At 73.2% G+C, this 24,037-nt stretch carries 20 protein-coding genes, 1 pseudogene and 2 riboswitches; of the genes and pseudogenes, 18 read left to right on the top strand and 3 right to left on the bottom strand.

Translation table 11 applies throughout. The features are described from left to right. Positions 1-66 precede the first annotated feature (66 nt). The 6 genes and pseudogenes from ACIQ5Y_RS26840 to ACIQ5Y_RS26815 all read left to right on the top strand — a co-directional run bounded on the left by ACIQ5Y_RS26840 (position 67) and on the right by ACIQ5Y_RS26815 (position 4,610). On the top strand, positions 67-1,470 hold the full coding sequence (locus tag ACIQ5Y_RS26840) for a short-chain fatty acyl-CoA regulator family protein (RefSeq protein ID WP_403885683.1): 1,404 nt from the start codon (positions 67-69) through the stop codon (positions 1,468-1,470). Positions 1,471-1,597: 127 nt separating this feature from the next. Beyond that, positions 1,598-1,747 (top strand): annotated as a pseudogene (locus ACIQ5Y_RS26835) (NAD-binding protein); the annotation flags it as partial. A gap of 177 nt (positions 1,748-1,924) precedes the next feature. Then, positions 1,925-2,530: a cadmium resistance transporter gene (locus ACIQ5Y_RS26830; protein ID WP_403885680.1), complete on the top strand. Its 606-nt coding sequence runs from the start codon at positions 1,925-1,927 to the stop codon at positions 2,528-2,530. Positions 2,531-2,682: 152 nt separating this feature from the next. Continuing rightward, positions 2,683-2,768, top strand: a riboswitch (cobalamin riboswitch). Positions 2,769-2,828: 60 nt separating this feature from the next. After that, on the top strand, positions 2,829-3,056 hold the full coding sequence (locus tag ACIQ5Y_RS26825; RefSeq protein ID WP_401197331.1) for a CbtB-domain containing protein: 228 nt from the start codon (positions 2,829-2,831) through the stop codon (positions 3,054-3,056). Positions 3,057-3,069: 13 nt separating this feature from the next. Beyond that, positions 3,070-3,900 carry a CbtA family protein gene (locus tag ACIQ5Y_RS26820; RefSeq protein WP_403885513.1) on the top strand — a complete coding sequence of 277 codons (831 nt, stop codon included), beginning with the start codon at positions 3,070-3,072 and terminating at the stop codon, positions 3,898-3,900. Between the two features lie 142 nt (positions 3,901-4,042). Continuing rightward, a riboswitch (cobalamin riboswitch) is annotated at positions 4,043-4,160 on the bottom strand. A gap of 153 nt (positions 4,161-4,313) precedes the next feature. Beyond that, positions 4,314-4,610, top strand: a complete 297-nt coding sequence (locus tag ACIQ5Y_RS26815; protein ID WP_403885510.1) for a hypothetical protein — start codon at positions 4,314-4,316, stop codon at positions 4,608-4,610. A 330-nt stretch (positions 4,611-4,940) separates the two neighbouring features. Here ACIQ5Y_RS26815 and ACIQ5Y_RS26810 read toward each other — a convergent pair whose 3' ends face one another. Further along, on the bottom strand, positions 4,941-5,906 hold the full coding sequence (locus ACIQ5Y_RS26810; RefSeq protein WP_403885507.1) for a pirin family protein: 966 nt from the start codon (positions 5,904-5,906) through the stop codon (positions 4,941-4,943). Positions 5,907-6,029: 123 nt separating this feature from the next. On the opposite strand from ACIQ5Y_RS26810, the gene ACIQ5Y_RS26805 reads away from it, so the two are divergent. The 6 genes from ACIQ5Y_RS26805 to ACIQ5Y_RS26780 all read left to right on the top strand — a co-directional run bounded on the left by ACIQ5Y_RS26805 (position 6,030) and on the right by ACIQ5Y_RS26780 (position 10,387). Next, positions 6,030-6,422: a tetratricopeptide repeat protein gene (locus ACIQ5Y_RS26805; protein WP_403885677.1), complete on the top strand. Its 393-nt coding sequence runs from the start codon at positions 6,030-6,032 to the stop codon at positions 6,420-6,422. 94 nt (positions 6,423-6,516) lie between these two features. Further along, complete coding sequence (locus ACIQ5Y_RS26800) at positions 6,517-7,713, top strand: methyltransferase (RefSeq protein ID WP_403885674.1); 1,197 nt, start codon at positions 6,517-6,519, stop codon at positions 7,711-7,713. Between the two features lie 28 nt (positions 7,714-7,741). Further along, complete coding sequence (locus ACIQ5Y_RS26795) at positions 7,742-8,500, top strand: MerR family transcriptional regulator (protein ID WP_403885504.1); 759 nt, start codon at positions 7,742-7,744, stop codon at positions 8,498-8,500. Positions 8,501-8,607: 107 nt separating this feature from the next. Further along, a complete protein-coding gene (locus ACIQ5Y_RS26790) occupies positions 8,608-9,270 on the top strand; it encodes a DUF6230 family protein (protein WP_403885501.1) in 663 nt (220 codons plus the stop codon). Then, positions 9,261-9,719, top strand: a complete 459-nt coding sequence (locus ACIQ5Y_RS26785) for a DUF6114 domain-containing protein (protein WP_403885498.1) — start codon at positions 9,261-9,263, stop codon at positions 9,717-9,719. Before ACIQ5Y_RS26790 ends, ACIQ5Y_RS26785 begins: the two co-directional genes overlap by 10 nt. Further along, positions 9,716-10,387 (top strand): hypothetical protein, encoded by a 672-nt coding sequence (locus ACIQ5Y_RS26780; RefSeq protein ID WP_403885496.1) that lies wholly within the window; start codon positions 9,716-9,718, stop codon positions 10,385-10,387. Before ACIQ5Y_RS26785 ends, ACIQ5Y_RS26780 begins: the two co-directional genes overlap by 4 nt. On the opposite strand, the gene ACIQ5Y_RS26775 is transcribed toward ACIQ5Y_RS26780, so the two are convergent. After that, complete coding sequence (locus tag ACIQ5Y_RS26775) at positions 10,371-11,135, bottom strand: metallophosphoesterase (protein WP_403885493.1); 765 nt, start codon at positions 11,133-11,135, stop codon at positions 10,371-10,373. The genes ACIQ5Y_RS26780 and ACIQ5Y_RS26775 overlap by 17 nt on opposite strands. Before the next feature lie 176 nt (positions 11,136-11,311). Between ACIQ5Y_RS26775 and ACIQ5Y_RS26770 the strand changes: the two genes are divergently transcribed. The 6 genes from ACIQ5Y_RS26770 to ACIQ5Y_RS26745 all read left to right on the top strand — a co-directional run bounded on the left by ACIQ5Y_RS26770 (position 11,312) and on the right by ACIQ5Y_RS26745 (position 22,585). Further along, positions 11,312-14,911 (top strand): DUF4132 domain-containing protein, encoded by a 3,600-nt coding sequence (locus tag ACIQ5Y_RS26770; protein ID WP_403885490.1) that lies wholly within the window; start codon positions 11,312-11,314, stop codon positions 14,909-14,911. Continuing rightward, positions 14,908-16,011, top strand: coding sequence for an AAA family ATPase (locus ACIQ5Y_RS26765; protein WP_403885486.1), 1,104 nt, complete (start codon positions 14,908-14,910; stop codon positions 16,009-16,011). Before ACIQ5Y_RS26770 ends, ACIQ5Y_RS26765 begins: the two co-directional genes overlap by 4 nt. Positions 16,012-16,018: 7 nt before the next feature. Continuing rightward, positions 16,019-18,553 carry a DUF5682 family protein gene (locus ACIQ5Y_RS26760; RefSeq protein WP_403885483.1) on the top strand — a complete coding sequence of 845 codons (2,535 nt, stop codon included), beginning with the start codon at positions 16,019-16,021 and terminating at the stop codon, positions 18,551-18,553. Beyond that, complete coding sequence (locus ACIQ5Y_RS26755) at positions 18,550-19,686, top strand: VWA domain-containing protein (protein ID WP_403885480.1); 1,137 nt, start codon at positions 18,550-18,552, stop codon at positions 19,684-19,686. The genes ACIQ5Y_RS26760 and ACIQ5Y_RS26755 overlap by 4 nt, the downstream gene beginning before the upstream one ends. Then, on the top strand, positions 19,683-21,761 hold the full coding sequence (locus tag ACIQ5Y_RS26750; protein WP_403885477.1) for a hypothetical protein: 2,079 nt from the start codon (positions 19,683-19,685) through the stop codon (positions 21,759-21,761). The genes ACIQ5Y_RS26755 and ACIQ5Y_RS26750 overlap by 4 nt, the downstream gene beginning before the upstream one ends. Positions 21,762-21,832: 71 nt before the next feature. Next, on the top strand, positions 21,833-22,585 hold the full coding sequence (locus ACIQ5Y_RS26745; RefSeq protein WP_403885474.1) for an SDR family NAD(P)-dependent oxidoreductase: 753 nt from the start codon (positions 21,833-21,835) through the stop codon (positions 22,583-22,585). Positions 22,586-22,597: 12 nt separating this feature from the next. Here the strand turns inward: ACIQ5Y_RS26745 and ACIQ5Y_RS26740 are convergent, their stop codons facing one another. After that, a complete protein-coding gene (locus tag ACIQ5Y_RS26740; protein WP_403885471.1) occupies positions 22,598-24,037 on the bottom strand; it encodes a dihydrolipoyl dehydrogenase family protein in 1,440 nt (479 codons plus the stop codon).

Genomic DNA, 24,037 nt, shown 5'->3' with positions numbered 1-24,037 from the left:
GTTGCGAAGGTTGGAAATGACAGGATCATGCGTAGCCTGGAGCCGATCGAGGCCGGAGGAGTCCAGGTGAGCAAGACGTACGCGGGTGCGCGGCTGCGGCGGTTGCGCGAGGAGCGCCGGCTGAGCCAGGCCGAGCTGGCCCGCGTCCTCGGCATCTCGCCGAGCTATCTGAACCAGATGGAGCACGACTCCCGGCCCCTGACCGTACCCGTCCTGCTGAGGCTGACCGAGGCCTTCGGCGTGGACCCGGGGTTCTTCTCCGAGCGCGACACAACCCGTCTCGTGGCCGACCTGCGCGAGGCCCTGGCGAGCGAGGTCGCCGAGGCCCGCGTCTCCCCCTCCGACCTGGCCGAACTCGCCACCCGGATGCCGGCCGTGGCCGCCGTCCTACTGGACCTGGGACGGCGCAGCCAACTCCTGGCGGAGCGGCTGGCGGACACCGCCGACGGACGGGACGCCGGCCCGGCCGCACCACGCTCTCCCCACGAGGAGATCCGCGAGTTCTTCTACCGCCGCCAGAACTACCTCCACGACACCGACCTCGCCGCCGAGGACCTCGCCCGGGAGATCGGCATCCGTCCCGGGGAGGTCGTCCGGGTGCTTTCGAACCGTCTGAGCGAACACCACGGGATCCGCCTCGCGTCCGACTCCGACCGCCTCCATCACTTCGACGCCCGGACTCGCGTCCTGCACCTGTCCGGCCGGCTCCGCCCGGGCCAGCAGGCGTTCCGGATGGCCACCCAGCTGGCCCTCCTGGAACACGGAGCCGAGCTGGACCGGTTGGCCGCCGAGGACTTCCCGTCCGGCTCCCCGGCCCACGGACTGGCGCGGATCGGCATCGCCAACTACTTCGCCGCCGCGCTGATCCTCCCGTACCGGACCTTCCACACCGCCGCCGAGGAGCACCGCTACGACATCGAGCGGCTCACGGACCACTTCGGCATCGGGTACGAGACCGTCTGCCACCGCCTGAGCACCCTCCAGCGGCCCAGGCTGCGCGGCGTCCCGTTCTCGTTCGTCCGCGTGGACCGGGCCGGGAACATGTCCAAGCGGCAGTCCGCGACCGGGTTCCACTTCTCCCGGGCCGGCGGGACCTGCCCGCTGTGGAACGTGTACGAGGCCTTCGCCGCGCCCGGCCGGATCCACGTCCAGGTGGCCGCGATGCCGGACGGGCAGCGGTACCTGTGGACCGCCCGGGCCGTGACCCGCCACCGCGGCGGCTGGGGCGAGCCCGGCAAGACCTTCGCCATCGGCCTAGGCTGCGAGATCCGCCACGCGCCCCGGCTCGTCTACTCCGACGGCCTCGACCTCGACAACGCCTCCGCCGCCACCCCCATCGGCATGGGGTGCAGGCTCTGCGAACGGCTGGACTGCCCCCAGCGCGCCGTCCCGCCGCTCGGCCGCCCGCTCGCGGTCGACGAGAACAGCAGCACCTTCATCCCCTACCCGGTCGCCCGCGACCGGGGGTGACGGCCGGACTCACGCCGGCCTGCGCCCCTCCGCCTCGGTCACCGGGTCGCCCGCCCGTACTCCGTGGAGCACGTGCGCGCGGCAGACCGGCGGATGACACCCGGATGGGGTGCGCCGCTGCGGAAAGCCACTGATGGCCAAGGACCTCGGACTCGCCGCGAACGCGCTGAAGGCCGGCGGCGTGGACGCACCGCTGGGCCTCAAGGCCGCCCGGATGTACGCCGCGTTCGCCCGGGGCGAGGGCGCCGACCTGGACTTCTCGGGGATGAGCACGGCACACCCGGTGACCGGGGGACGGAACGGACACCGGCCGTCCCCCAGTCTCGTGTACGGCCCGCGCGCCGCCGGTCGCACGACGGCCCGGTGCCTTCCCGAGGCAGGGGGGCGGACGACGCGGCCTGAGTGCCGGGTAGCGTCACGGAGTCACCCGTACGAAAGAGGAGGGCACCTACTCGTGGACCTGGGCATCATCGGGCAGGCCGCCGGGCTGTTCGCCGTCACCAACATCGACGACATCCTGGTCCTGGCGCTGTTCTTCGCCCAGGGCGCCGGGCACCCCGGCTCCACCCGCCGCATCGTCCTCGGCCAGTACCTGGGATTCGCCGCGATCCTGGCCGTGGCCGTGGCCGCCGCGTTCGGAGCCACTTTCCTGCCCGAGTCGGCCATCCCCTACCTGGGCCTGCTGCCGCTCGCCCTCGGTCTCAAAGCCGCCTGGCAGGCGTGGAAGGACCACCGCGGTGGCGGTACGGACGAGGAGGAAGCACAGCCCGAGGAGGGCGGCCCCAACTCGCTGGAGGTCGCCGCGGTCACCATCGCCAACGGGGGCGACAACATCGGCGTCTACGTACCCGTGTTCGCCACCGCCGGAAGCGGCGGGATGGCCGTCTATGCCGTGGTCTTCCTCGCCCTGGTGGCCGTGTGGTGCTTCGCCGGCCGGTACTTCGCCACCCGCCCCGTCATCGCCAGGGCCCTCGCCCGCTGGGGCCACGTCCTGCTGCCCCTGGTCCTCATCACCATCGGCCTGCTCATCCTTGTGGAAGGCGGCGCCTTCGGCCTGTGACACGTCAAACGTCCCACTGAGGGATCAAGACGTGTACCAGCGTGGTCTCGCGGCTCGGACGTCCCATGTGATCAGGGACTCATCCGCTTGGTCGGACGGCCTGCGGGCGGTAGCGTCGCGCCGACATCTACACATAGCGACGACGGCGAGACGGAAGTCCGGTGTGAATCCGGCATGGTCGCGCCACTGTGTGCTGCGACGGCACCCCTCCGGGGGTGGCGGCCGCGGCGAGTCAGACCCTCGGACCGTCGTTCCGCACCACCACATGGGACGCGCTGTTCCCCGAGGAGGTTCCACCATGGCCGAGGCCGTCGCTTCCGCTGCCATACCCACCCCCGCCCTGTCGCCGTCGGCTCCGCTGCCCGTCAAGGCCGTGCTGCCCTGGGCCCTGTTCGTTGGCCTGCTGATGCTCGTGGCCCTGTACTTCGTCGGGGCGGAGCAGGGCGCCACCGCCGTGTTCTCCGGCGAGGGCGTGCACGAGTGGGTGCACGACGGCCGTCACCTGCTCGGCTTCCCCTGCCACTGAGAGGCTCGCGCACATGTACGCCTCCACTGTCAGAGGTCTGCTGGTCCGCGGCATGCTCGCGGGCCTGATCGCCGGACTGTTCGCCTTCGCCGTCGCCTACGTGGTCGGTGAGCCGTCCGTGCGCGGCTCCATCGCCGTCGAGGAGGCCGCGGCTGCTCACGACGCCGCCGGCGCCTCGTCCGCTCACGCCGGGCACGGCGGTGGCGAGGCCCCCGCCGCCGAGGAAGAGGAAGAACTCGTCAGCCGGCCGGTGCAGTCCACCGTCGGCCTCGCCACCGGCGTCCTGGTCTACGGGGTCGCGCTGGGCGGCATCGCCTCCCTCGCGTTCTCCTTCGCCCTGGGCCGCGTCGGCCGCTTCAGCCCCCGGGCGACGGCGGCTCTCACGGCCGCGGGCGCGTTCGCACTGGTCTACCTGGTGCCGTTCCTCAAGTACCCGGCCACCCCTCCGGCGGTCGGCAACCCAGACACCATCGGCCAGCGGACCACGCTGTTCTTCCTGATGATCCTGCTCAGCGTCCTCCTCGGCATCGGCGCGATCATCCTGGGCCGGCGCCTGGCACCCCGCCTGGGCAACTGGAACGCCACCCTGACCGCGGGCGCCGGCTTCGTCGTCGCCACCGCGCTGGCCTTCCTGGTCCTCCCGGACAACACCGACGCGGTCAAGCCCGAGTTCCCCGCCGCCCTGCTGTGGGAGTTCCGGGTCGCGTCCATCGCCGTCCAGGTCGTGCTGTGGACCGTGTTCGCCGTCGTCTTCGGCGTCCTCGCCCAGCGGCTGCTGGCCACCCGCACCGACACCGTCAGTGCGGAAGCGCCCGCGCCCCGCACGGCGTCGGCTCTCGGCTAGGCCACATCCACGCCGGCGCTCAACGGCCCGGGGCCGGACACGAAATCGTGTCCGGCCCCGGGCCGTATCCGTCAGGCGTTGTCGCCCACGAGACCCCGGATGCGGGCAACGGGCGGGTCTTCGAACTCCACGGGCACGCCCGCCGGTCTCCCGGCGCGCACCTACAGGCCGTCGCTTCCCAGGACCCTTTGTCCGGTCCCAGTGCGGATGACGGCGGTCGTTCCCACTCACCGCTGCGGGACAGTCGGGCAGAGCGCCCGCTACGCGACGACCGTCGTCCATCATTCGGACGCCCAAACGACCTCGATCGCGTGGATGCAGGACACCTACGAGCGCGCCCGGCTGATCCACCCGCCGATCCACGCCTAGCATCACTCGCTCCACCGTCGCTCCCGCAACCGAAAGGAATCCCGATGATCGGCGTGCTCGTGACTTTCACACGGACCGACAAGTTCGATCGTTCGGCTCTCGCAAAGATTGCCGGCGAACTCCGAGGACCGTTCGAAGGGATGGCCGGCCTTCGCTTCAAGAGCTTCATGCTCGACGAAGACGGCGTTCAGGCACGGAACTTCTACGTGTGGGATGACGAGGAGAAGGCCCGCGCCTTCTTCACGGAGGAGATCGTCGAAAAGGTGACGGGGGTTTACGGCGCCCCGCCCAAAGTCGAATATCTCGATGTCGTGGGATTCGTCGACAACTCTGGCACCTGATCCTGGAGGGCGGCGGATGCCCTTCTCGCCGCGCGTGCGGGCACGCCCGCGGCGTGAGCGGCCGGCACGACCGCCCACCCTGGACACGGCCACCCTTCGCGGGCAGAGGGACTCGACGCAACCAGCCGGTCGGACATGGCCAGTCGTCAGTAAAGGCAGCAAAGGGTCGGGATTCGTCCGACCGAACTCGGCTACAGCCTGCAACACATGAGACCGGTCCGTCGACAACGAAGGCTCTCGCACTTCGTCCGGCGGCCTCCCCTGCGAAACCAGGATCGGAGGGCCGGGCCCGACCATGACACCCAGCCCTCGCTGCCGCGAACCAGCAGGTCAGCGAACCCTTCCCCTGGGCTTCAGGTGAGTCGGAGGGAGCTCGGGGGCCGGAAGCGGAGGGCCGTCGTAGCCCTTCACCTCGCCGAAGCGCGACCCGTTCATCCAGTCTTCGCGGGCCTGCGCGATGTCGTCGTGCGACCGTCCGATCCAGTTCCAGAACATGACGATCTCCTCTTCGAACGGCTCGCCGCCCAGCAGCATCAGCCCCGCGTCCGAACTCGCCCGCAGGGGCAGTTCCGTGCGGCCGCAGCCGAGGTAGAGCATCGAGCCGGGGAGGACCGGGACGCCGTCGACGTGGGCCTCGCCGGACATGGAGAGGACGGCGTATTCGAAGTCCGGGTCGAGCGGGAGGCGGGTTTCGGTGCCCGCCGCGAGGGCCAGGTCCGCGCCGACGATCGGGGTGTACGCCGTGCCCGGCGAGGTCGCGGTGTCCAGGGTGCCCAGGATGACCGTCGCCGTCAGGCCGGGGGCCGTCACCTGCGGGAGGTCCGCGTGGTGCTGGAAGTGGGGTTCCACGTCGCGGTGGGCGTCCGGGAGGGCCACCCACAGCTGGGCGCCGTGCAGGAAGCGGGCGTGCGGGCGGGGGCTCTCCTCCGAGTGGCTGATGCCACGTCCGGAGGTCATCAGGCCCAGTTCGCGCGGGCGGACCGTGGTGAGGCTGCCGACGCTGTCGCGGTGCAGCACTTCGCCCTCGTGGAGCCAGCTGACCGTCTGCAGCCCGCAGTGCGGGTGCGGCGGGACCTGCATGCCGGGCTCGTCCGCGATGTCGTCCGGGCCGTAGTGGTCCACGAAGCACCACGCGCCGACCATGCGACGGCCCAGGTTCGGCAGGAGCCGGCGGACCTCGCTGGACTCACCGAGCTTCACGGTGCGCGGGCTGAGGAGCTCTCGCACCGGTTCGGCCACGACGAATCCGCGGCCGCCGCAGGCGGAGAGAGCGGGCTGGCGATCGAGATTGCTCATGCGGACAACCTAGCCGCGCGGCGGCACCGGTGTGAGGTGGAATGTTCCACGGCCCGGGCGTGTTGGAGGCTGCGTACACACCACCCGAGCGCCGGAAGGGACGCTGTGGAGCGAATGGAGCGAATGGAGCCGATCGAGACGGTTGAGACGGTCGACGCGATCTTTGCCGTCAAGGATGCGGCCTACCTGGAGCACGGGACGGCGGCCGACCGCTGGACGCGCGCCGGGCTGTTCTTCGACGCCAAGGAGTACGCCACGGCCGCCCGCCTCCTGGAGGGTCTGGCGGGCGAGGCCCCCGAGCAGCTGGCGCCCCGGCTGCTGCTGGCCCGCGCCTACTACCACTCCGCGCAGCTCTCGCGCGCCGAGCGGGAGCTGCGCTCCATCCTGGAGCGCTGGCCCGTGGAGGACTACGCGCAGCTGATGCTCGGTCGCACCCTGGAGCGTCAGGGCCGGGCAGCCGAGGCCCGCCCGTACCTGCGGATCGCCGCCGCGATGGCCGGCGAGTTCCCGGAGTAGTTCCCGGTCGTCCCGAGCGGGTGTTCAGGGTTCCGGCCGCGCTGGTGCGGGGGTGGGGGCGCGGCTCGGTTAGCCTGGGGCGGATATGAACCGTCTGACCACGCCTTTCGGCTCCTACGAGCTCACCCGCTTCCCCGAGGACCCGCGCGACCGGCTCCGTGCATGGGACGCCGCCGACGAGTACCTGCTGCGCCACCTCGACTCCGGTACCGGGGAGCGCGGCCCGGTGGACCTGGCCTCCGCCGGCCGGATCGTCGTGCTCGGGGACCGCTGGGGGGCGCTGACCACGGCGCTCGCCGCGTACCACCCCACCCAGATCACCGATTCCGCGCTGAGCCGGTCCGCGACCGCCGCGAACCTGGACCGGGCCGGGATCGGCACCGCCAAGAGCACGGTCACGCTGCTGACCACGCAGGACCCGCCGCCGGAGCGGATCGACGTACTGCTGGTGCGCGTGCCCAAGAGCCTGGCGCTGCTGGAGGACCAGCTGTACCGGCTGGCCCCGCACGTGCACGCGGGCACCGTCGTGGTCGGTACCGGCATGGTCAAGGAGATCCACACCTCGACGCTGCGGCTCTTCGAGAAGATCCTCGGCCCGACGAAGACCTCGCTCGCCGAGAAGAAGGCCCGGCTGATCTTCTGCACGCCGGACGCCCCCGGGGCCGTGCGCCCCGTCGCCGCCGATCCGTGGCCGCTGACGTACACGGTGGACCAGGAGGCTGGCTCGGGTTCCGGGCTGACCGTCGTCAACCACGCCGGGATCTTCTGCGCCGACCGGATGGACATCGGCACCCGCTTCTTCCTTCAGAGCCTGCCGACGAACACCGACGGCGCCCGGGTCGTGGACCTGGGTTGCGGCAACGGTGTGGTGGGCACGGCGATCCAGGTGCACGACCCGGACGCGGAGGTCGTGTTCACCGACGAGTCCTACCAGGCGATCGCCTCGGCGCGGGCCACGTACGAGGCCAATGTCCGCGCGGGCCGGCGGACCGCCGAGTTCCACGTCGGCGACGGGGTGGCGATGCTGTCGCCCGGCTCCGTCGACCTGGTGCTCTGCAACCCGCCCTTCCACTCCCACCAGGCCACGACGGACGCGACGGCGTTGCGGATGTTCGCGCAGTCGCGCAAGGTGCTGCGGCCGGGCGGCGAGCTGTGGGTGGTCGCGAACCGGCACATGGGCTACCACACCCATCTGCGGCGGCTCTTCGGCAACAGTGAAGTCGTCGCGAGCGAGCCGAAGTTCGTGGTGCTGCGGGCGGTCAAGCGGCGCGAGTCGTCACGCCCCATGTGACCTGCCGGTACGTCCTATGCTTCGCCGCGTGAGCAGCGAGGCGGAGAGCGATGACACGGGCGGCGGCGGGCGGTACCGCCGGGAGGACGTGGCCCGGGCGGCCGGCGTCAAGGTACGCAACCTGCGCTACTACCAGGAGCGCGGGTTGCTGCCGCCGCCGCGCCGGGAGGGCCGGATCGCCTGGTACTCCGAGGACCATCTGACGCGGCTGCGGCTGATCAGCGATCTGCTGGGGCGCGGGTACACGGTCAACGGCATCGCGGAGCTGCTGCACGCCTGGGAGGGCGGCGGCGGGCTGTCCGGGCTGCTGGGCCTGGAACGGGAGATGACCCGGGACTGGGTCCGGGAGGAGCCGGTCACGATGACCCGGGCCGAGCTGCGGGAGCTGTTCGGGCCGACGGCGACCGCCGAGGACACGCGGCGGGCCGCGGAGCTGGGGTACGTCACCGTCGACGGGGACCTGGTCACGCACCCGAGCCGGCGACTGCTGGACGCGACGCTGACGCTGGTGCGGCAGGGGGTTCCGCTGGCCGAGATCCTGGACGCGGGTGACTTCGTACAGGCGCAGGCGGCGGCCCTCGCGGACCGCTTCGTGGCGCTGTTCCGGCAGCACGTGATCGGGCCGGAGGGGCTGGAGCGGCTTTCGGCCACGCAGCTGCGGCACGTCACCGAGGCGGTCGCGGCGCTCCGGCCGGTGGCCGGGGAGGTCGTGGCCACGGAGTTCGCGCGGGCGATGGCCCGGCGGGTGGATGCGGAGGTCGCCGAACTGCTGCGTACGGAACAGTAGGAGTCGGCTCAAAGGGTGCGCTCGCACAACCTTGCCAACCCCCATTGGCACTCTTACATTCAACTCGTCGGTAACAACGGTGCACAGCCGAAAAAAGGGACGATCTCATGGTGGATTCCCCGCACTTATCCGGCACCTCCGATGACTCTGACCCTCCCGGTCCCGACGAGGACGACGGCTCCGGACGGGTCCGCTGGCGGCGGTTCGCCGTCCTGACCGTACCCGCCGTGGCCGTGACCGCCGGCCTCGGCATCGCCCTCGCGCAGGGTGCGCTCGCCGCCTCCTTCGCCGTGTCGGGGCAGCAGTTCAAGGTGTCGGCGCAGAGCCTGGAGGGCGAGGGATTCGCCCAGTACGGCAGTGTCGACGTCAACGCCCGCGAGGAACTCATCCCGGTGGCCGTGACCGCCATCCGGGAGGCGAAGCTGAACGGTCTGTGCCAGTCGGTGGTCACCTCGCTCCCGGTGATCGGCGACATCTCGCTCAGCCTGACGGCCGGCCGGGACAAGCCCGTGGAAGCGAGCAATCTGTTCGTGGACGCGACGCAGTTGTCCGGTGACGCGGTCTTCGGCAACATCGAGATCGGGCGCGACGCCTCCACCCTCGACAAGGGCCCGGCCGATGCCCAGGGCATGCAGGACCTCTTCGCCCAGCAGGCGGACACGGTCCGCATCAGCGATCTGAAGCAGACGGCGTGGGCGACCAACGCCGGCACCTTCAAGCTCTCCGGGCTGCGCATGGACGTTTCCAAGGGCAAGAAGGAATGTTTCTGAGCCGCCGTCGGCGGTGGCGGCAGTGGAGGCGGTGGCGGCGCGCGAGGCCCTTCTGGGGCGGGCTGTTCGCCGTCCTCGCCGGGGCCTGGATCTGCGTCCTGCCGCTGGCACCGCTGAAGATCATGCTCCAGCAGGGGGTGGCGGGGATTCCGTCCGTCCTGATGGGCGTCGTGATGATCGTGCTCGGCCTCACCGCCTGGTTCTCCCCCGCTCAGCGCGGCCTCGCGGGGGTCCTCACCACGGTGATCGCCACGGCCGCGCTGGTCCTGTCGAACCTCGGCGGGTTCCTGATCGGCACCCTGCTCGGCATCCTCGGCGGCGGCCTGATGTTCGCCTGGCAGCCGTCCCGGCCACCCCGCACAGCCGCACCTGCTCCCGCGCCCGCGCCCGCGCCCGCGCCGCAACCATCCCCCACCGTGCACCAGGATCCCCAAGGAGCACAGCCATGAGTCGCACGCGTACCGCCCTCGCGCTCGCCCTCGGCACGGCCGCAGCCGCCGCCCTGTCGCCGGCCTCGTTCACCGCCTCCGCCGCCCCGCTCGCCGCGGCGCCGTCAGCCGCGGCCGGGTCCACCACCGTGACCCCGGCCGGGCACGCCTTCAAGGCCACCCTCAGCGGGAAGGCCACCCTCAAGGCCGGTTCGGTGACGGTGACCTGCTCGGTCTCCGTCTCCACCGGTACGGTGCCGGCCGCGCCCGGCAACCAGAACGCGGCCGGCCCGGTTTCGTCGCCGATCTCCCCGCCGACGTACAGCTCATGCACCTCCAGCATGCCGGGCGTGACCCCGACGGTCACCACCAGCGGCGCGTGGACGGTGTCGATGCAGAACGGCTCCCCGATCACCGCCACCATGACCGTGCCGGTCGGCGGACTGGTGCTCAAGACGACCGGGCTCGCCAGTTGTACGGTCACCGCGGCGCCCACCGCCGCGGCGAACGTGGGCGGCACGTGGGCGAACGGCGCGCCGTCGAGCCTGACCTTCGCCAACGCGTCGGTACCCGTCAAGGTCACCGGCGGGTTCGGCTGCCCGACGAGCGCGACCTCGTCCACCTTCAACGCGGTCTACCTGGTCACCGACTCGACCGATACCGCCCAGCAGATCACCGTGGGCCCATGACCACCCGGTAGTGGGTCGTCAGCCGGCCGTCGTCACCGATCACGTGGAAGGCGACGGCCGGCGGCTCGTCGAGGTGGACCCACTCGGCGGCGCCCCGCTGCGCCTCCCACGGCAGCCGGACGGTGGAGACCACGCCCGGCGCCACCAGCACCGGCCGGCCCGCGAAGGTGGTGGCCGCCGCGGTGTGCGCGTGCCCGCACAGGAAGGCCTTCACGTGCGGGTGCCGCTCGACGAGTGCGGCGAGGCGCTCCTCGCCGAACTGCCGGATCCCGTCCACGTACGGGGCGTTCAGCTCGACCGGCGGGTGGTGGAAGGCCACCAGGACCGGGGTCTCGGTCGGGGTGCCGGCCACCACCTCCTCCAGCCAGGCCATCGTGGACTCCTCCAGGTAGCCGTGGTGCTCACCGGGTACGGAGGAGTCGCACACGGCGAGTACGAAGCCCTCGCCGCGCAGCACTTGGTCGACGGGAGCGGCCGAGGGCGGCTCCTCGGCCATCAGGCCGCGCCGGAACGCGGCCCGTTCGTCGTGGTTGCCGGGGCAGACGACCAGGGGGTGCCGCGAGCGCAGCAGCTTGGCGGCTTCCTCGTACTCGGTGTCCTGGGCCTCGTCGGCTATGTCCCCGCTCACCAACACGGCGTCGAGGTCGTACGGCAGTGCGTCGAGGTACTCCATGACGGCGCGGGTGCGGTCTGCCGCGCGCTCGCCGCCGTCGAGATGGACGTCGCTGAGGTGGGCGATCACGATCACGGGCGGTTCCTCCTTTGGCTCTCCTGCATCTCTGGTCGAGAGATGTCGCTGCAGGATATGGCGTCGCACCTCCCGGGAGCCCGGCCGCGAGCCCTGTCCACAGCCCGTGGAACCCTTTGTCAGTGGGGCCGTTTACTGTTTCGGTCAACTGATCACGCGCGACAAGGGGAGGCAGCGTGCGGCGCTGGGAGTACGTCGACGGAGGCTCGGCCAAGTTCTGGGAGGCCGGGGCGGAGGGCACCTCGGTGACCGTCCGCTTCGGGCGCTCCGGGACGGCCGGGCAGACCCGGGTCAAGGAGTTCGGATCCGCCGCTGACGCCCAGTCGTACCTGGTCAAGTCGATAGCGGAGAAGGAGCGGAAGGGGTACGCGGAGAGCGGCGCGGGCGGGAGCACAGGTGCTCCGGCGGCCGCGGCGCCGGTCGTCGCGGAGGTGCCGGACGCCCCGGTCGTACCCGTGGACGAGGACGCGCTCACGCTTCCCCCGGCGTGGAAGCGGAATCTGCATCCGCGGCTCGGTGGGGTGGCCGCGACCGTGCGCGCTGTCGACTCGGCTGCGCCGCGGAAACTGCGCGAGTGGATCGACCAGAGTGCGGGGACGATCGACCGCGCGCTCGCCGCCCCGGAGAGCGACCCCGAGCTCGTCGAGGCCGCGCGGGCCCACCGGTCCGGCAGCGCGAACCCGCTCGGCGCCGCGGTCCTGGCGACGCTGCTGACGGCGAAGGGCCGGTCCTTCAGTGTGGTCGCTGATTCCTGGGCGGTCGAGTTCGGGCTGCCGTTCGCGGCGTCGGCGGCGGCCGAGCTGGCCGACGTCCGGCCGCTGTTGAGCGGCGGCAGCCTCGGCGGCGGGGTCACCACGCGTCCCGACGACGACTGGCACGGCACCTGGGGCACCAAGGTCGTCCGGCCGGCCCTGGACCGGGTCAGGGCCCTGCTGTCCGTGGCGGACGAGGAGACGTACCGGGCCGCCGTCGCCGCCCTCCCGAAGGCCCGGCGCAGCGCCCGACAGCACGTCATGACGTGTTACCTCGCGCCCTCCGAGCAGGAGTGGGTCGACGAGTGCTGCGCCCGTCCGACCGCCCGCGACCACCGCGAGCCGGTGGTAAGGGAGATGCTGCTGTGCTCCCTCGGATCGGCCGAGCAGGTCGCCCTGTTCGGTGGCCGGATGCAGCTGGGCTGGCGCGGCTGGAACACCTCCCTGATCGCCACCCTCGCGGACGGAGTGGGCACGGCGATGGTGCCGTTCCTGGCCGGCGAGCTGAACGGCCGCCACATCGACTCGGCCCACGTCAAGCTGATGGCGGGAGCACTGGCCGAGCTGCCCTCCGACGAGGCGTTCGGATCCCTGGTCGACCACCTCGGCAACAAGCACGTACGCACGGCCCTGACCGCCGCGGCGCGCCGCTACCCGGCGCGGGCGCTGCGCATGCTGGCGCACGCCTCCCTCGGCAGGAGTGCCGAGGCCGCCCTGGCCGGACAGCTGCTGGTCGGGCACACGGCCGCCCACCGGGACCTCGCGTCCGATGTGCTGCCGACCCTCCCCGAGGAACTCGCCGCGGTCGTCGCTCCTCTCGTGGACGGGGCGGAGCGGGTGGCGGAGGTCCCGGCGCAGGCGCTGCCTCCGCTGCTGACCAGCCCTCCGTGGACGCGCAAGCGGACGGTGGTCAAGCCGCGCGTGGTCACCGGGCTGGTGGCGCCGGACGAGCCGCGCATCGCCTGGCGGACGGGTGAGCGGGAGGCGTGGGCCACCACGGAGTCCTGGGTGACCGCCTGGCACGGGTACCACCCGATGGAGACGTACATCGAAGAACTGCGCAACGGTCGGCGGCAGCGTGTGTGGGACACGCTGGGGGTGCTGGTCAAGGGCCCCGTCGAGGTGATGCGGCCGCTGCTCGCCGAATGGCAGGGGACCAATTCCGCCTACCCGGGGCTGAGCGCCTTCAAGCCGCTGGTCGCCCGCTACGAACTGGCCTCGCTCCATGTGGCCCTGAACATGGCGACCCGCAATCCGACCGCCATGGCGTCGCTGCTCCTCCCGTTCCTCGACGTACGCGTGGCGCGCCTGATGGCCGAGTGGCTGGTCCGGCTCAAGGTCGCCGGTGACACGGCGCGTTCCTGGTGCGTCCGGCACGGTGGCGACGCCGCCCGGCTGCTCGTCCCCGACGCGCTGGGTGCGCCGGGGGCGGAGCGCACCGCGGCCGAGCGGGCTCTGCTGGTGATCGTGACGGCGCACGGCGCCGATCCCGTAAGGGAGGTGGTGGCGGAGTTCGGCCCGGAAGCCACCGAGGCCCTGGAGCCCCTGCTGGGTTCCGATCCGCTGGCGACGGCGCTGCCCGCCCGGATGCCGGCGCCGGCCGACTGGACCGATCCGCAGGCGCTGCCGCAGATCCTGCTGAAGTCCGGCGGCGCCCTGCCCGACTCGGCGGCCGGGCACGTGCTGACCATGCTGGCGGTGTCCTCTCCGCGCGCGGAGTTCCCCGGGCTGGAGCAGGTACGGGAGCTGTGCACGCCGGAGTCCCTGGCCGCTTTCGTATGGGCGCTGTTCGGGCAGTGGCGGCTGGCCGGGATGCCGCCCAAGGAGGCGTGGGCGCTGCACTCCCTCGGCTGGTTCGGTGACGACGAGACGGTACGCGCTCTCACCCCGGTGATCCGCGCGTGGCCCGGGGAGGGCGCGCACCAGCGGGCCGTCGACGGTCTCGAGGTCCTGGCGTCGATCGGCAGCGACGTGGCACTGCTGCACCTGCACGGGATCGGGCAGCGGGTGAAGTTCAAGGCGCTGAAGGTCCGGGCGCAGGAGAAGATCTCCGAGGTGGCGGCCGAGCTGGGGCTGACCGGTGAGCAGCTGTCCGATCGTCTGGTGCCCGATCTCGGGCTCGACGCGGACGGCAGCACGCTCGTCGACTACGGCACGCGCCGCTTCACGGTCGGTTTCGACGAGCAGCTGAAGCCGTACGTGCTGGACGCGGAGGGCGGGCGCCTGAAGGACCTGCCGAGGCCCGGCGCCCGGGACGAGGCGGAGCTCGCCACCGCCGAGCGCAAGCGGTTCATGGCGCTGAAGAAGGACGTGCGGACGATCGCCTCGGACCAGATCCGGCGGCTGGAGGCCGCGATGGTGGACGGGCGTTCGTGGACGGGAGCCGAGTTCCGTCAACTGTTCGTGGAGCACCCGCTGGTGTGGCACCTGGTGCGGCGGCTGGTCTGGCGGGCCGAGGCGGAGGGCGAGGTGACCGCGTTCCGGGTGGCCGAGGACCGTACGTACGCCGATGTCGAGGACGAGGCGGTGAAGTTCGCGGACGACGCGCGCATCACCCTGGCACACCCCCTGCACCTGGAGGGTTGGCTGGCGGAGTGGTCCGAGCTGTTCGCCGACTACGAGATCGTGCAGCCCTTCGCTCAGCTCGGCCGGCCCGTGATGGCCGTGACCGAGGAGGAGGCCGGCGGTGCGCGGCTCACCCGCTTCGAGGGCGTCACCGTGCCGGTCGGCAAGCTGCTCGGGCTGCAGAAGCGCGGCTGGGAGCGCGGCGAGCCCCAGGACGCGGGAGTGGAGCGGTGGTTCTCCCGGCGGCTGGGCCCCGAGTGCTACCTGGTGATCGCGCTGGACATGGGCATCGCGGTCGGGATGATCGACGAGTTCCCGGACCAGAAGCTGGAGACCATCTGGCTCGACCGGCAGCCCGGTGACCACTGGAGGTCCCGTTCGTATCCCCTGAGGTTCGCCGACCTGTCGCCGGTCATCGTCTCCGAGGTGCTGGCCGACCTGACGGAGCTGACGTCATGACGATCACGACCACAGCCGCCGAGGAGCTGCAGCGGCCGCCCGCCGAGGTGCGCTACGCGGAGGAGCTCGCCGCCCTGCGGGCCTCGGACACCGATCACCGGCCGCCGGGCTGGCAGTTGAGCCTGCGGGCGGCCCGCCGCTTCATCGTCGGGGACGAGGAGGCGGGCATCGGCCGCAAGTTCGTCGGCGACACGGCACTGGTCGAGCGGGCCCTGGTGGCACTGGCGACCAACCGCGGCCTGATGCTGGTGGGTGAGCCGGGCACGGCCAAGTCGCTGCTGTCGGAGTTGATCTCGGCTGCTGTCAGCGGCGATTCCACGCTGATCGTGCAGGGCGGCGCGGCGACGACCGAGGACCAGATCAAGTACTCCTGGAACTACGCCCTGCTCGTCTCCGAGGGCCCCTCGCAGCGCTCGCTGGTGCCCGCGCCGATGCTCAGCGGGATGCGGGAGGGCCGGCTCGTGCGGTTCGAGGAGATCACCCGTTGCCCGCTGGAGGTGCAGGACTCGCTGCTCTCGCTGCTGTCGGAACGGGTCGTGGCCATCCCGGAACTGGAGGGTCCGGAGGGGATGGTCTTCGCCCGCCAGGGCTTCAACGTGATCGCGACGGCGAACACCCGGGACCGCGGGGTCAACGAGATGAGCGCGGCGCTCAAGCGACGCTTCAACTACGAGACGGTGTTCCCCATCGCCGATCCGGACACCGAGATCGCCCTGGTCGAGGCCGAGGCGAAGGCCCTGCTGAGCCGTTCGGGCGTGGCCGTGTCGCCGGACCCGGACATCCTGGAGGTGCTCGTCACCACCTTCCGCGAGCTGCGCTCGGGCATCGGCGGCGACGGCACGGCCACCGACCGGCTCTCGTCGGTGATGAGCACCGCCGAGGCCGTCTCGGTCGCCCATGCCGTGGGCGTACGGGGCTGGTTCCTGCGCGGTGAGCCGGGCAACGCGGCCGACCTGGTCACCTGCCTGGCGGGAACGGCGGCGAAGGACAGCCCGGAGGACCTGGCCCGGCTGCGCCGCTACCTCGAACAGCGGGTGGCGGGGCGCGGCGGGGCGCAGTGGAAGGCCCTGCACGCCGCCCGCCACCTGCTGGCGGGCTGACGGTCCGATGAACGTCACCTTCCTCGGCGTGCGCCACCACTCCCCCGCGTGCGCCCGGCTGGTCTCCCGCACGATCGAGGAGCTGCGGCCCGCGCACGTGCTGATCGAGGGGCCGGCCGACCTCAACGGGCGGTTGGACGAGCTGCTGTTGGGCCACGAGCTGCCGATCGCCGTGTTCAGCCACTACCGGGACGAGGAGCGCACCGCGACCTCGTGGACGCCGCTGTGCGACTACTCGCCGGAGTGGGTCGCGCTCACGGCGGGCCGGGCCGCCGGGGCGGAGGTCCGCTTCATCGACCTGCCGGCGTGGCATCCCGCGTTCGCGGGGCGCACCAACCGGTACGCCGACGCCGAGGTCCGATACGCCGAGGTGACGGCCCGGCTGTGCCGGCGGTTCCAGGTCGATTCGGTGGACGCGCTGTGGGACCGGATGTTCGAGTCCGGGCCCGACTCGGGCTCCGGCTCCGGCTCCGGCTCCGGCTCCGGCTCCGGCTCCGGCTCCGGCTCCGGCTCCGGCTCCGGCTCCGGCTCCGAGGAGGGTGGGCTCGCGGCCCGGTTGGAGGCGTACTTCGACCTCGTGCGCGGCGACGCGATCGCGGACGAGGGCGACCGGGCGCGGGAGGAGTACATGGCCGCCTGGGTGCGGGCCGCCGTGGCCGCGGGCGGGGACCGTCCGGTCCTGGTCGTCACGGGTGGCTTCCACCGGCCCGCGCTGGTGGCCCTGGCAGGGGCAGCGGTGCCGCGCGGGCAGGGCGTACCCGGCCCGGGCGCTTCCGGACCGGGTACCGGCGAGCCCCGTTCCGGCGGGTCCGGGGTCGACGAGCCCGGGGCGGACAAGCCCGAAGCCGACGGGCCCGGGGCGGACAAGCCCGTCGAAGACCCGCACTCCGGCAACCCGCCCGGGGACGGGTGGCCGGGGGTGCCCGCGCTGCCGGAGGGGGCCTTGGGCGGGAGCTTCCTCGTGCCGTACTCCTTCCGGCAGCTCGACGCCTTCGCCGGGTACCAGTCCGGAATGCCCTCGCCCGCGTATTACCAGCGGCTCTGGGAGGCAGGCCCGCAGGCCGCGGGGGAAGGCCTGGTACGGACCGTGGCCGGGCGGCTGCGTGAGCGCGGCCATCCGGTCTCCACGGCCGGGCTGATCGCCGCGCACGGCACCGCGCTGGGCCTGGCGGCGCTGCGCGGACACCGGGAACCGACCCGGCTCGACCTCTTGGACGGCCTGGCCGGGGCGCTGATCACCGACGCCCTCGACGAGCCGCTGCCGTGGACCCGGCGCGGTCCGCTGCGCCCCGGATCCCACCCGGTGGTCGTGGAGATGGTCGCGGCGTGCGCCGGCGACCGGGTCGGGCGGCTGCATCCCGGGACGCCGCTGCCTCCCCTCGTGCACGACGTCGAGGCACGGCTGGCCGCGCTGGGTCTGACGCCGGGCGAGGGCCGCCCCGTCACCCTGCGCCTCACCGACGAGGCGGAGTTGGCGCGCAGCCAGGTGCTGCACCGGCTGCGGGTGCTGGCGGTGCCCGGCTTCGCCCGGGTCTCCGGCCCGGCGCACGGCACCGACCCGGTCTTCACCGAGCGTTGGGAGCCCCGTACGACGGCGGGCCGCGAAGCCGCGCTGATCGAGGCGGGTGGCTTCGGCGCGACCCTCGAAGAGGCGGCGGCCGTGGCCCTCGAGGACCGGATGCGCGCGGCGGGCCCGGAACCCGCGGCGCTGGCCGGGGTCCTGTTCGACGCCGTGGTCTGCGGCGCCACCCGGCTGTCGGCCCGCCTGGTGGCCGAGCTCGGCACCGGACTCGGGCGGGCGACGCGGCTCGGCCCCCTGGGCGAGGCCCTGCACACGGCACTCGGGCTGTGGCGGCACGACCGGGTGTACGGCGTGGCCCGTGACCCGCTGCTCGCCGGCGCCGTCGACACCGCGGTCGGCCGCGTCCTGTGGCTGGCCGAGGGGGTTCACGGCCCGGCCGGCGGCGCCGATCCGGGCCGGCTGCGCGCGCTCGGCGCGGTACGGGATGCGGTGCTGCACGCCGGGGAACTGCTGTCGGTGTCGCGGGAGACCGTGGCCGGGGTGTGCCGCAGGATCAGCGCGGATCCCGCGGCCCCCGCCGACCTGCGCGGAGCGGCCTTCGGGCTGCGCAGCGCTCTGGGGGAAACCGACGGCCGGGGCGCGGCCGCCGCGGTGCGGGCGGCGGCCGGCCCCGGGACCCTCGGCGACTGGCTGGCGGGCCTGTTCGCCCTCGCCCGTACGGAGCTGACGGCGGGCGGCGGGCCCGAGCCGCTGATCGGCGTACTCGACGAGCTGGTGGGCGCCATGTCCGAGGCGGATTTCCTGGCGGGGCTGCCCGCCCTGCGGCAGGCGTTCGCGTACTTCCCGCCCCGGGAGCGCGAGCGGATCGCCGCCCGACTGATCGAACGGCGTGGCGTGCGCGGCTCGGCACGCTCGCTGCTGCGCGTCACCGCCGATCCGCTGCTGATCGCGCGGGCCCGGAACCTGGAGGAGCAAGTGGAGCGCACCCTCGACCGCTACGGCCTGCGGGCGGCGCCGTGACCGCCCCCGATCCCGGCCTGGAGCGGTGGCGGCTGATCCTGGGCGCCCCCGCCGAACGGTGCACCGGCCCGCTCGGCGGCGAGGCCGCGGCCCGCGACGCCGCCCTGGACTGGCTCTACGGCCGCGACCCCGAGCAGGCCCGGCGCGGGGTCCGCCCCGGGATGAACGCACGCGAGGGCGGTGACGGACCTTCGGCGGTCACCGCGGTCGACTGGCTCGACGACATCCACCGACTCTTCCCGAAGGAGACGATCGAACGGCTGGAACGGGACGCGGTCGAGCTGTACGAGATCGACGAGATCGTCACGGACCCGGCCGTGCTGGAACGCGTCGAACCCAACCCGACCCTGCTGCGCGCCGTGCTGCGGACGAAGCACCTGATGAATCCGCAGGTGCTGGCGCTGGCCCGGAGGATCGTGGAGGCGGTGGTGCGCCGGCTCCTGGAGCGGCTGAAACCGGAGATCCGGCGCTCGTTCTCGGGGACGCGCTCGCGCCGCCCGAGTCTGCTGCCCTCGGCCCGGGACTTCGACTTCCGGGGTACCGTGCGCGCGAACCTGGCCCACTACCAGCCCTCCGAGCGGCGCATCCTGATCGAGCGGCCGCGCTTCCACTCGCGCACCCGCCCGCACCTGGAGCAGTGGCAGCTGATCCTGCTGGTGGACCAGTCCGGTTCCATGGTCGATTCGGTCATCCACTCGGCGGTCACGGCCGCGAGCCTGTGGGGGCTGCCGGGGCTGAAGACCCATCTGGTCGCCTTCGACACCAGCGTGGTGGACCTGACGGCCGATGTCACCGACCCGGTCGAGCTGCTCATGCGCGTCCAGCTCGGCGGGGGCACCGACATCGCCCGGGCCGTCGACTACGGCACGCGCCTGATCGACAACCCCAGGCGCGCCATCGTCGCGCTGATCAGCGACTTCTACGAGGGCGGCGATCCGTACCGGCTGGTGCGCGGCGTCCGCGCGCTGGCCGAGCAGGGCACGACCGTCCTGGGGCTGGCCGCGCTCGACGAGGACGCGAACCCGGCGTACGACCGCGAGCTCGCGCAGCGGCTCGCCGACGTGGGCGCGCACGTCGGCGCGATGACGCCGGGCGAGCTCGCCGCGTTCGTCGCCGAAAGGCTGGGCCGATGACCCGTACGGATCTCCTCGCGCTGGACCTCCACACCCTCGCGGCGCTCTCCAACCGCGGACTGGTCAAACGCGCGGCGAAGGAACTCGACGCGGGCGCCGGGGCGGTGCCTTCCGCCGGGGCCGACGGCACGCTGACCGGGGTGTTCCCGGACGACACGCGGGTGTCGCTGCCGCCGGGCGCGGGCCTCGATCAGGGCACCTGCACCTGCGGGGCGCCCGGGATCTGCCGGCACCTCCTCGGCCTGGTCCTCGCCTGGCAACGCACGGCATCCGAAGGCCCGGGCACCGGTGACCCGGTCGCTGGTGACCCGGCCCCCGGCGCCGCCGGTCCCGACGGCCCGGCTCCCCGCAACCCCGGTCCCGGCGGCTCCGGGCACACGGGTGCCGCCTGGGAACCCTGGTCTCCGGGCGACCTCGACGACGAGGCGTTGAGCGCGGCCGTCGGGACCCGCGCCGTGGCCACCGCCCGGCGTACTCTCGCCCGGGGTTACACGGCCCGGCTGCACCACCCCACCGCCGAGGAGCCCGCCGCGTGGGCGGAACTGCCCACCTGCACGGTACGGTTCCCGGTCCCGGCCGCGGAGGGCATCGGGCACGCGGTCACGGATGCCGCCACCGCCCACCGCGGGGAGGTGATCGCTCTCGCCGTGTGGGCGTTCCGGGCCGCCGGCGAGGCCGATCCGGCCGCTCCGCCCGACCGGGTGGACGTGGGCGGGAGCGGCGGCTGGGCGCGGCCCGGCGCCTCGGAGCTCGGCGCGGCGGCCGCGCTCCTCGACGACCTGCTCCTGGACGGCGCGGCCCACGCGGGCCCGGTACTGGCCACCGCGCTGCGCCGGGTGCGGGACGACCTGTCCGCCCGAGCCCTGCACTGGCCCGCCGGAATCCTGACCGAGCTGACCGGGCAGCTCGACGACCATGCCGCCCGGGGTGCCCGCTACCGGGCCGAGGAGTACGCCGCGCTCATCGCCGAGTTCCATGCCCGGCTCCGCGCGGCCGGCCGGGAGGGCGCGCTCGCCGCCTCCCAGATACTCGGCTCCGGGGAGCGGGGCGACACAGCGCTGCGCCGGGTCCGCCTCACGGCGCTCGGCTGCCGGATCGGTGGGGGCCCCGGCGAGCGGACCGCGGAGGTCTTCCTCGGTCACCCCGGCGCCGGTACGGGGCTGGTGCTGCGCCGCCGGTGGGAATTGGCACCGGGACAGGAACCCACCGGGCCCGAGCTGGCGCTGCGGCGGCTGGCGGGGTCCACCCTGGGAGCGGTGGCCCGCGCCAATCTGGTGAGCGAGAGCGCCTCCCGTACGCCCGGCCTGTCCGTCACCATCGGCGGCGGCCGGCCGGCCTCGACGAGCGTGACACCGGTCGGATCGGCCTGGTCCGAGCTGCCCGAGCCGCTGCTGCTGCGGGACTTCGCCGCTCACGCCCGGACGCTGGAGGGGCTCGCGCCGTATCTGGTCCGGCCTCGGACGGAGGCCGGCTCCGTCCATGTGGTCGAGGTCCACGAGGTCGGCGAGGTGGGCTACGACCCGGCCGAGCAGCGCTTGGAGGTGACGGTGCGCGATGCGCGGGGGGCCGTCGGGACGGTGTCGGCGACGCACAACCCGTACAGTCCCGGCGCGCTGGACGTGCTCGCCGAGTGCCTGCGCGGCGGCCGGGGCGAGGTCGGTCATCTGAGCGCCCTGGTCCGGGTGACGGGCGGCGGCCTCGTCTTCGACCCGGTGGCCGTCCTGACGACCGAGGGCGTGACCGTGCCCGATCTGGCCCCCGCCGCCGGCGCCCGCTTGGCGGCGGGCCCGGTGGCGCGCCCGCGGGACCCGATCACGGAGGCGATGGAGGGTGCCCTGTCCGCGTTGGCCTCGGCGGCGGTCCTGGGGCTGCGCGGCCTGGGCGAGCCCGCCCGCGCAGCGATCGAGGACTCCGCGGCCGGCCTGGCCCGTACGGGCCTGTCGACCGCGGCCGGCCTCGTACGGAGGTTCCTCGGCGCGCTGCGGGAGGAGGGCCCGGGCGCGGCCGCGCGGCCGTGGGTGGACGCGCAGATCCACCTGCTGTGCGCTCTGGAACTCCATGCCCGGTACACGTGATCGCCCGTATATTGGCGTACGGTTCACGATCTTGAAGGCGCGGACGCGTCGACGGACGGGAGGAACGGCGGATGAGCCGAGGAGTACTGGTCACCGGGGCCTCGCGGGGTATCGGGCGGGCCGTCGCCGCCGCGTTCGCCCGGCAGGGCGACCGGGTCGCGGTGCACTGCTCCGCCCGGCAGTCCGACGCGGAGGAGACCCTCGCCGCCCTGCCGGGCGACGGACACGTGCTCGTCAGCGGCGACCTCGCCGATCCGGCGCGGGTGGAGGCCCTGGTGGGCGAGGCCGACGAGGCGTTGGGCGGGGTGGACGTCCTGGTGAACAACGCGGCGGTGATGGTCGCGCACCCGCTGCCCACCACCTCGTACGCGGACTGGCAGGAGGCGTGGCAGCGCACGGCGGCGGTGAACCTGTTCGGCGCGGCGAACCTCAGCTACTGCGCGGCGCGCCGCATGATCGACGCGGGCCGGGCGGGCCGCATCGTGAACGTCGGCTCGCGCGGAGCCTTCCGGGGCGAGCCCGACCACCCGGCCTACGGCGCGACGAAGGCGGCGCTGCACGCACTCGGGCAGTCCCTGGCCGTCTCCCTCGCGCCCCATGGCATCGCGGTCGCCTCGGTGGCACCGGGTTTCGTCGCCACGGAACGGGTCTCGGGCCGGCTCGGCGGTCCGGAGGGCGAACGGATCCGTGCCCAGAGCCCGTTCGGGCGGGTGGCGGCCCCGGAGGAGATCGCCTCGGCGGTGCTCTACCTGGCCTCCCCCGAGGCCGTCTGGAGTTCGGGCACGGTGCTCGACGTCAACGGGGCCTCGTACCTGCGCACCTGAGCCCCCGTCGCACTAGCCCTGGCCCTGGCCCCGGTACTCCTCCAGCAGGCGCAGCCAGATCTCGCTGATGGTCGGGAACGCAGGGACCGCGTGCCAGAGCCGGGCGATCGGGACCTCGCCGGCCACCGCGATCGTGGCCGCGTGGATCAGTTCCGCGGCGCCCGGGCCGACGAAGGTCGCCCCGAGCAGCACCTCCCGCTCGAGGTCGACGATCATCCGGGCCCGGCCGCGGTAGCCGTCGGCGTACAGGCCGGCGCCGGAGACCTTGGACAGGTCGTAGTCGACGGCCCGCACCCGGTGTCCGGCCCGCTCGGCTTCCGCGAGGGTCAGGCCGACGGCCGCGGCCTCCGGGTCGGTGAAGACCGCCTGCGGCAGGGCCCGGGTGTCGGCGGTGGCCGTGTGCGCACCCCACGGTTCGGTGTCCAGCGGGGTGCCGGCCGCCCGGGCGGCGATGGCGGCGCCCGTGATCCGGGCCTGGTACTTGCCCTGGTGGGTGAGGAGTGCGCGGTGGTTGACGTCGCCGACGGCGTACAGCCAGTCGTGGCCGGGCACCCGGCAGCTGTCGTCGACCCCGATCCACTCCCCGGCGGGCAGGCCGATGGTGTCGAGCCCGATGTCCTCGGTCCGGGGCGCCCGGCCGGTCGCCATCAGCAGCTCGTCGCCCCACAGGGTCTCGCCGCCCTCCAGCACCACCGTGACGGGCCCGGTGGAACCGTCCCGTACGACCGCCTCGACGGTCACTCCGGTACGGACCTCGGCGCCGGCCTCGCGAAGCGCGTCGGCCACCAACTCGCCCGCGAAGGGCTCCATGCGCGGCAGCAGCCGTGGGCCCCTGACGAGCACGGTGACCTGCGATCCGAGGCCCTGCCAGGCGGTGGCCATCTCGGAGGCCACCACGGAGCCGCCCACGATGAGCAGGCGCCCGGGCACCTGCCGCGCCGAGGTCGCCTCGCGGCTGGTCCAGGGGCCGGCCCCGTGGATGCCGGGCAGATCGGGGATGACGGCGCGGGTGCCGGTGGCGACGACCACCGCGTGCCGGGCCGAGAGGACGTGGTGCACGCCTTCGGGGCTGGTCACGGCCACCTTGCGGACCCCGTAGAGCCTGCCGTGGCCCCGGTAGACGTGGGCCCCGATGGAGTCGAGCCAGTCGATCTGGCCCTCGTCCTTCCAGTTGCCCGTCCAGTAGTCGCGGTGCTCGAAGACCGCCTCCGTGTCCAGCGGCCACGCGACGGCGCCCGCCAGACCCGGCACCCGGCGCGCGTCGGCCCGGGAAAGCACCGGACGCAGCAGGGCCTTGCTCGGCACGCAGGCCCAGTACGAGCACTCCCCGCCGATCAGCTCGCTCTCCACCAGGGCCGTGCTCAGCCCGGCGGCCTGGGTCCGGTCGACGATGTTCTCGCCGGCCGGTCCCCCGCCGAGCACCACGACGTCGTACTCCACCGCTTCGGTCAT

Source organism: Streptomyces sp. NPDC096339 (assembly GCF_044762985.1).
GTDB lineage: Bacteria > Actinomycetota > Actinomycetes > Streptomycetales > Streptomycetaceae > Streptomyces.
This window is presented reverse-complemented; position numbering and strand designations above follow the sequence as displayed.

What these genes read in the sequence shown, in the direction of transcription:
- ACIQ5Y_RS26825 (WP_401197331.1), top strand. Translation starts at nt 2,829, where the DNA reads ATGGCCGAGGCCGTCGCTTCCGCTGCCATACCCACCCCCGCCCTGTCG.
- ACIQ5Y_RS26820 (WP_403885513.1), top strand. Translation starts at nt 3,070, where the DNA reads ATGTACGCCTCCACTGTCAGAGGTCTGCTGGTCCGCGGCATGCTCGCG.
- ACIQ5Y_RS26815 (WP_403885510.1), top strand. Translation starts at nt 4,314, where the DNA reads ATGATCGGCGTGCTCGTGACTTTCACACGGACCGACAAGTTCGATCGT.
- ACIQ5Y_RS26810 (WP_403885507.1), bottom strand. Translation starts at nt 5,906, where the DNA reads ATGAGCAATCTCGATCGCCAGCCCGCTCTCTCCGCCTGCGGCGGCCGC.
- ACIQ5Y_RS26805 (WP_403885677.1), top strand. Translation starts at nt 6,030, where the DNA reads ATGGAGCCGATCGAGACGGTTGAGACGGTCGACGCGATCTTTGCCGTC.
- ACIQ5Y_RS26790 (WP_403885501.1), top strand. Translation starts at nt 8,608, where the DNA reads ATGGTGGATTCCCCGCACTTATCCGGCACCTCCGATGACTCTGACCCT.
- ACIQ5Y_RS26785 (WP_403885498.1), top strand. Translation starts at nt 9,261, where the DNA reads ATGTTTCTGAGCCGCCGTCGGCGGTGGCGGCAGTGGAGGCGGTGGCGG.
- ACIQ5Y_RS26780 (WP_403885496.1), top strand. Translation starts at nt 9,716, where the DNA reads ATGAGTCGCACGCGTACCGCCCTCGCGCTCGCCCTCGGCACGGCCGCA.
- ACIQ5Y_RS26765 (WP_403885486.1), top strand. Translation starts at nt 14,908, where the DNA reads ATGACGATCACGACCACAGCCGCCGAGGAGCTGCAGCGGCCGCCCGCC.
- ACIQ5Y_RS26760 (WP_403885483.1), top strand. Translation starts at nt 16,019, where the DNA reads ATGAACGTCACCTTCCTCGGCGTGCGCCACCACTCCCCCGCGTGCGCC.
- ACIQ5Y_RS26750 (WP_403885477.1), top strand. Translation starts at nt 19,683, where the DNA reads ATGACCCGTACGGATCTCCTCGCGCTGGACCTCCACACCCTCGCGGCG.
- ACIQ5Y_RS26745 (WP_403885474.1), top strand. Translation starts at nt 21,833, where the DNA reads ATGAGCCGAGGAGTACTGGTCACCGGGGCCTCGCGGGGTATCGGGCGG.
- ACIQ5Y_RS26740 (WP_403885471.1), bottom strand. Translation starts at nt 24,037, where the DNA reads ATGACCGAAGCGGTGGAGTACGACGTCGTGGTGCTCGGCGGGGGACCG.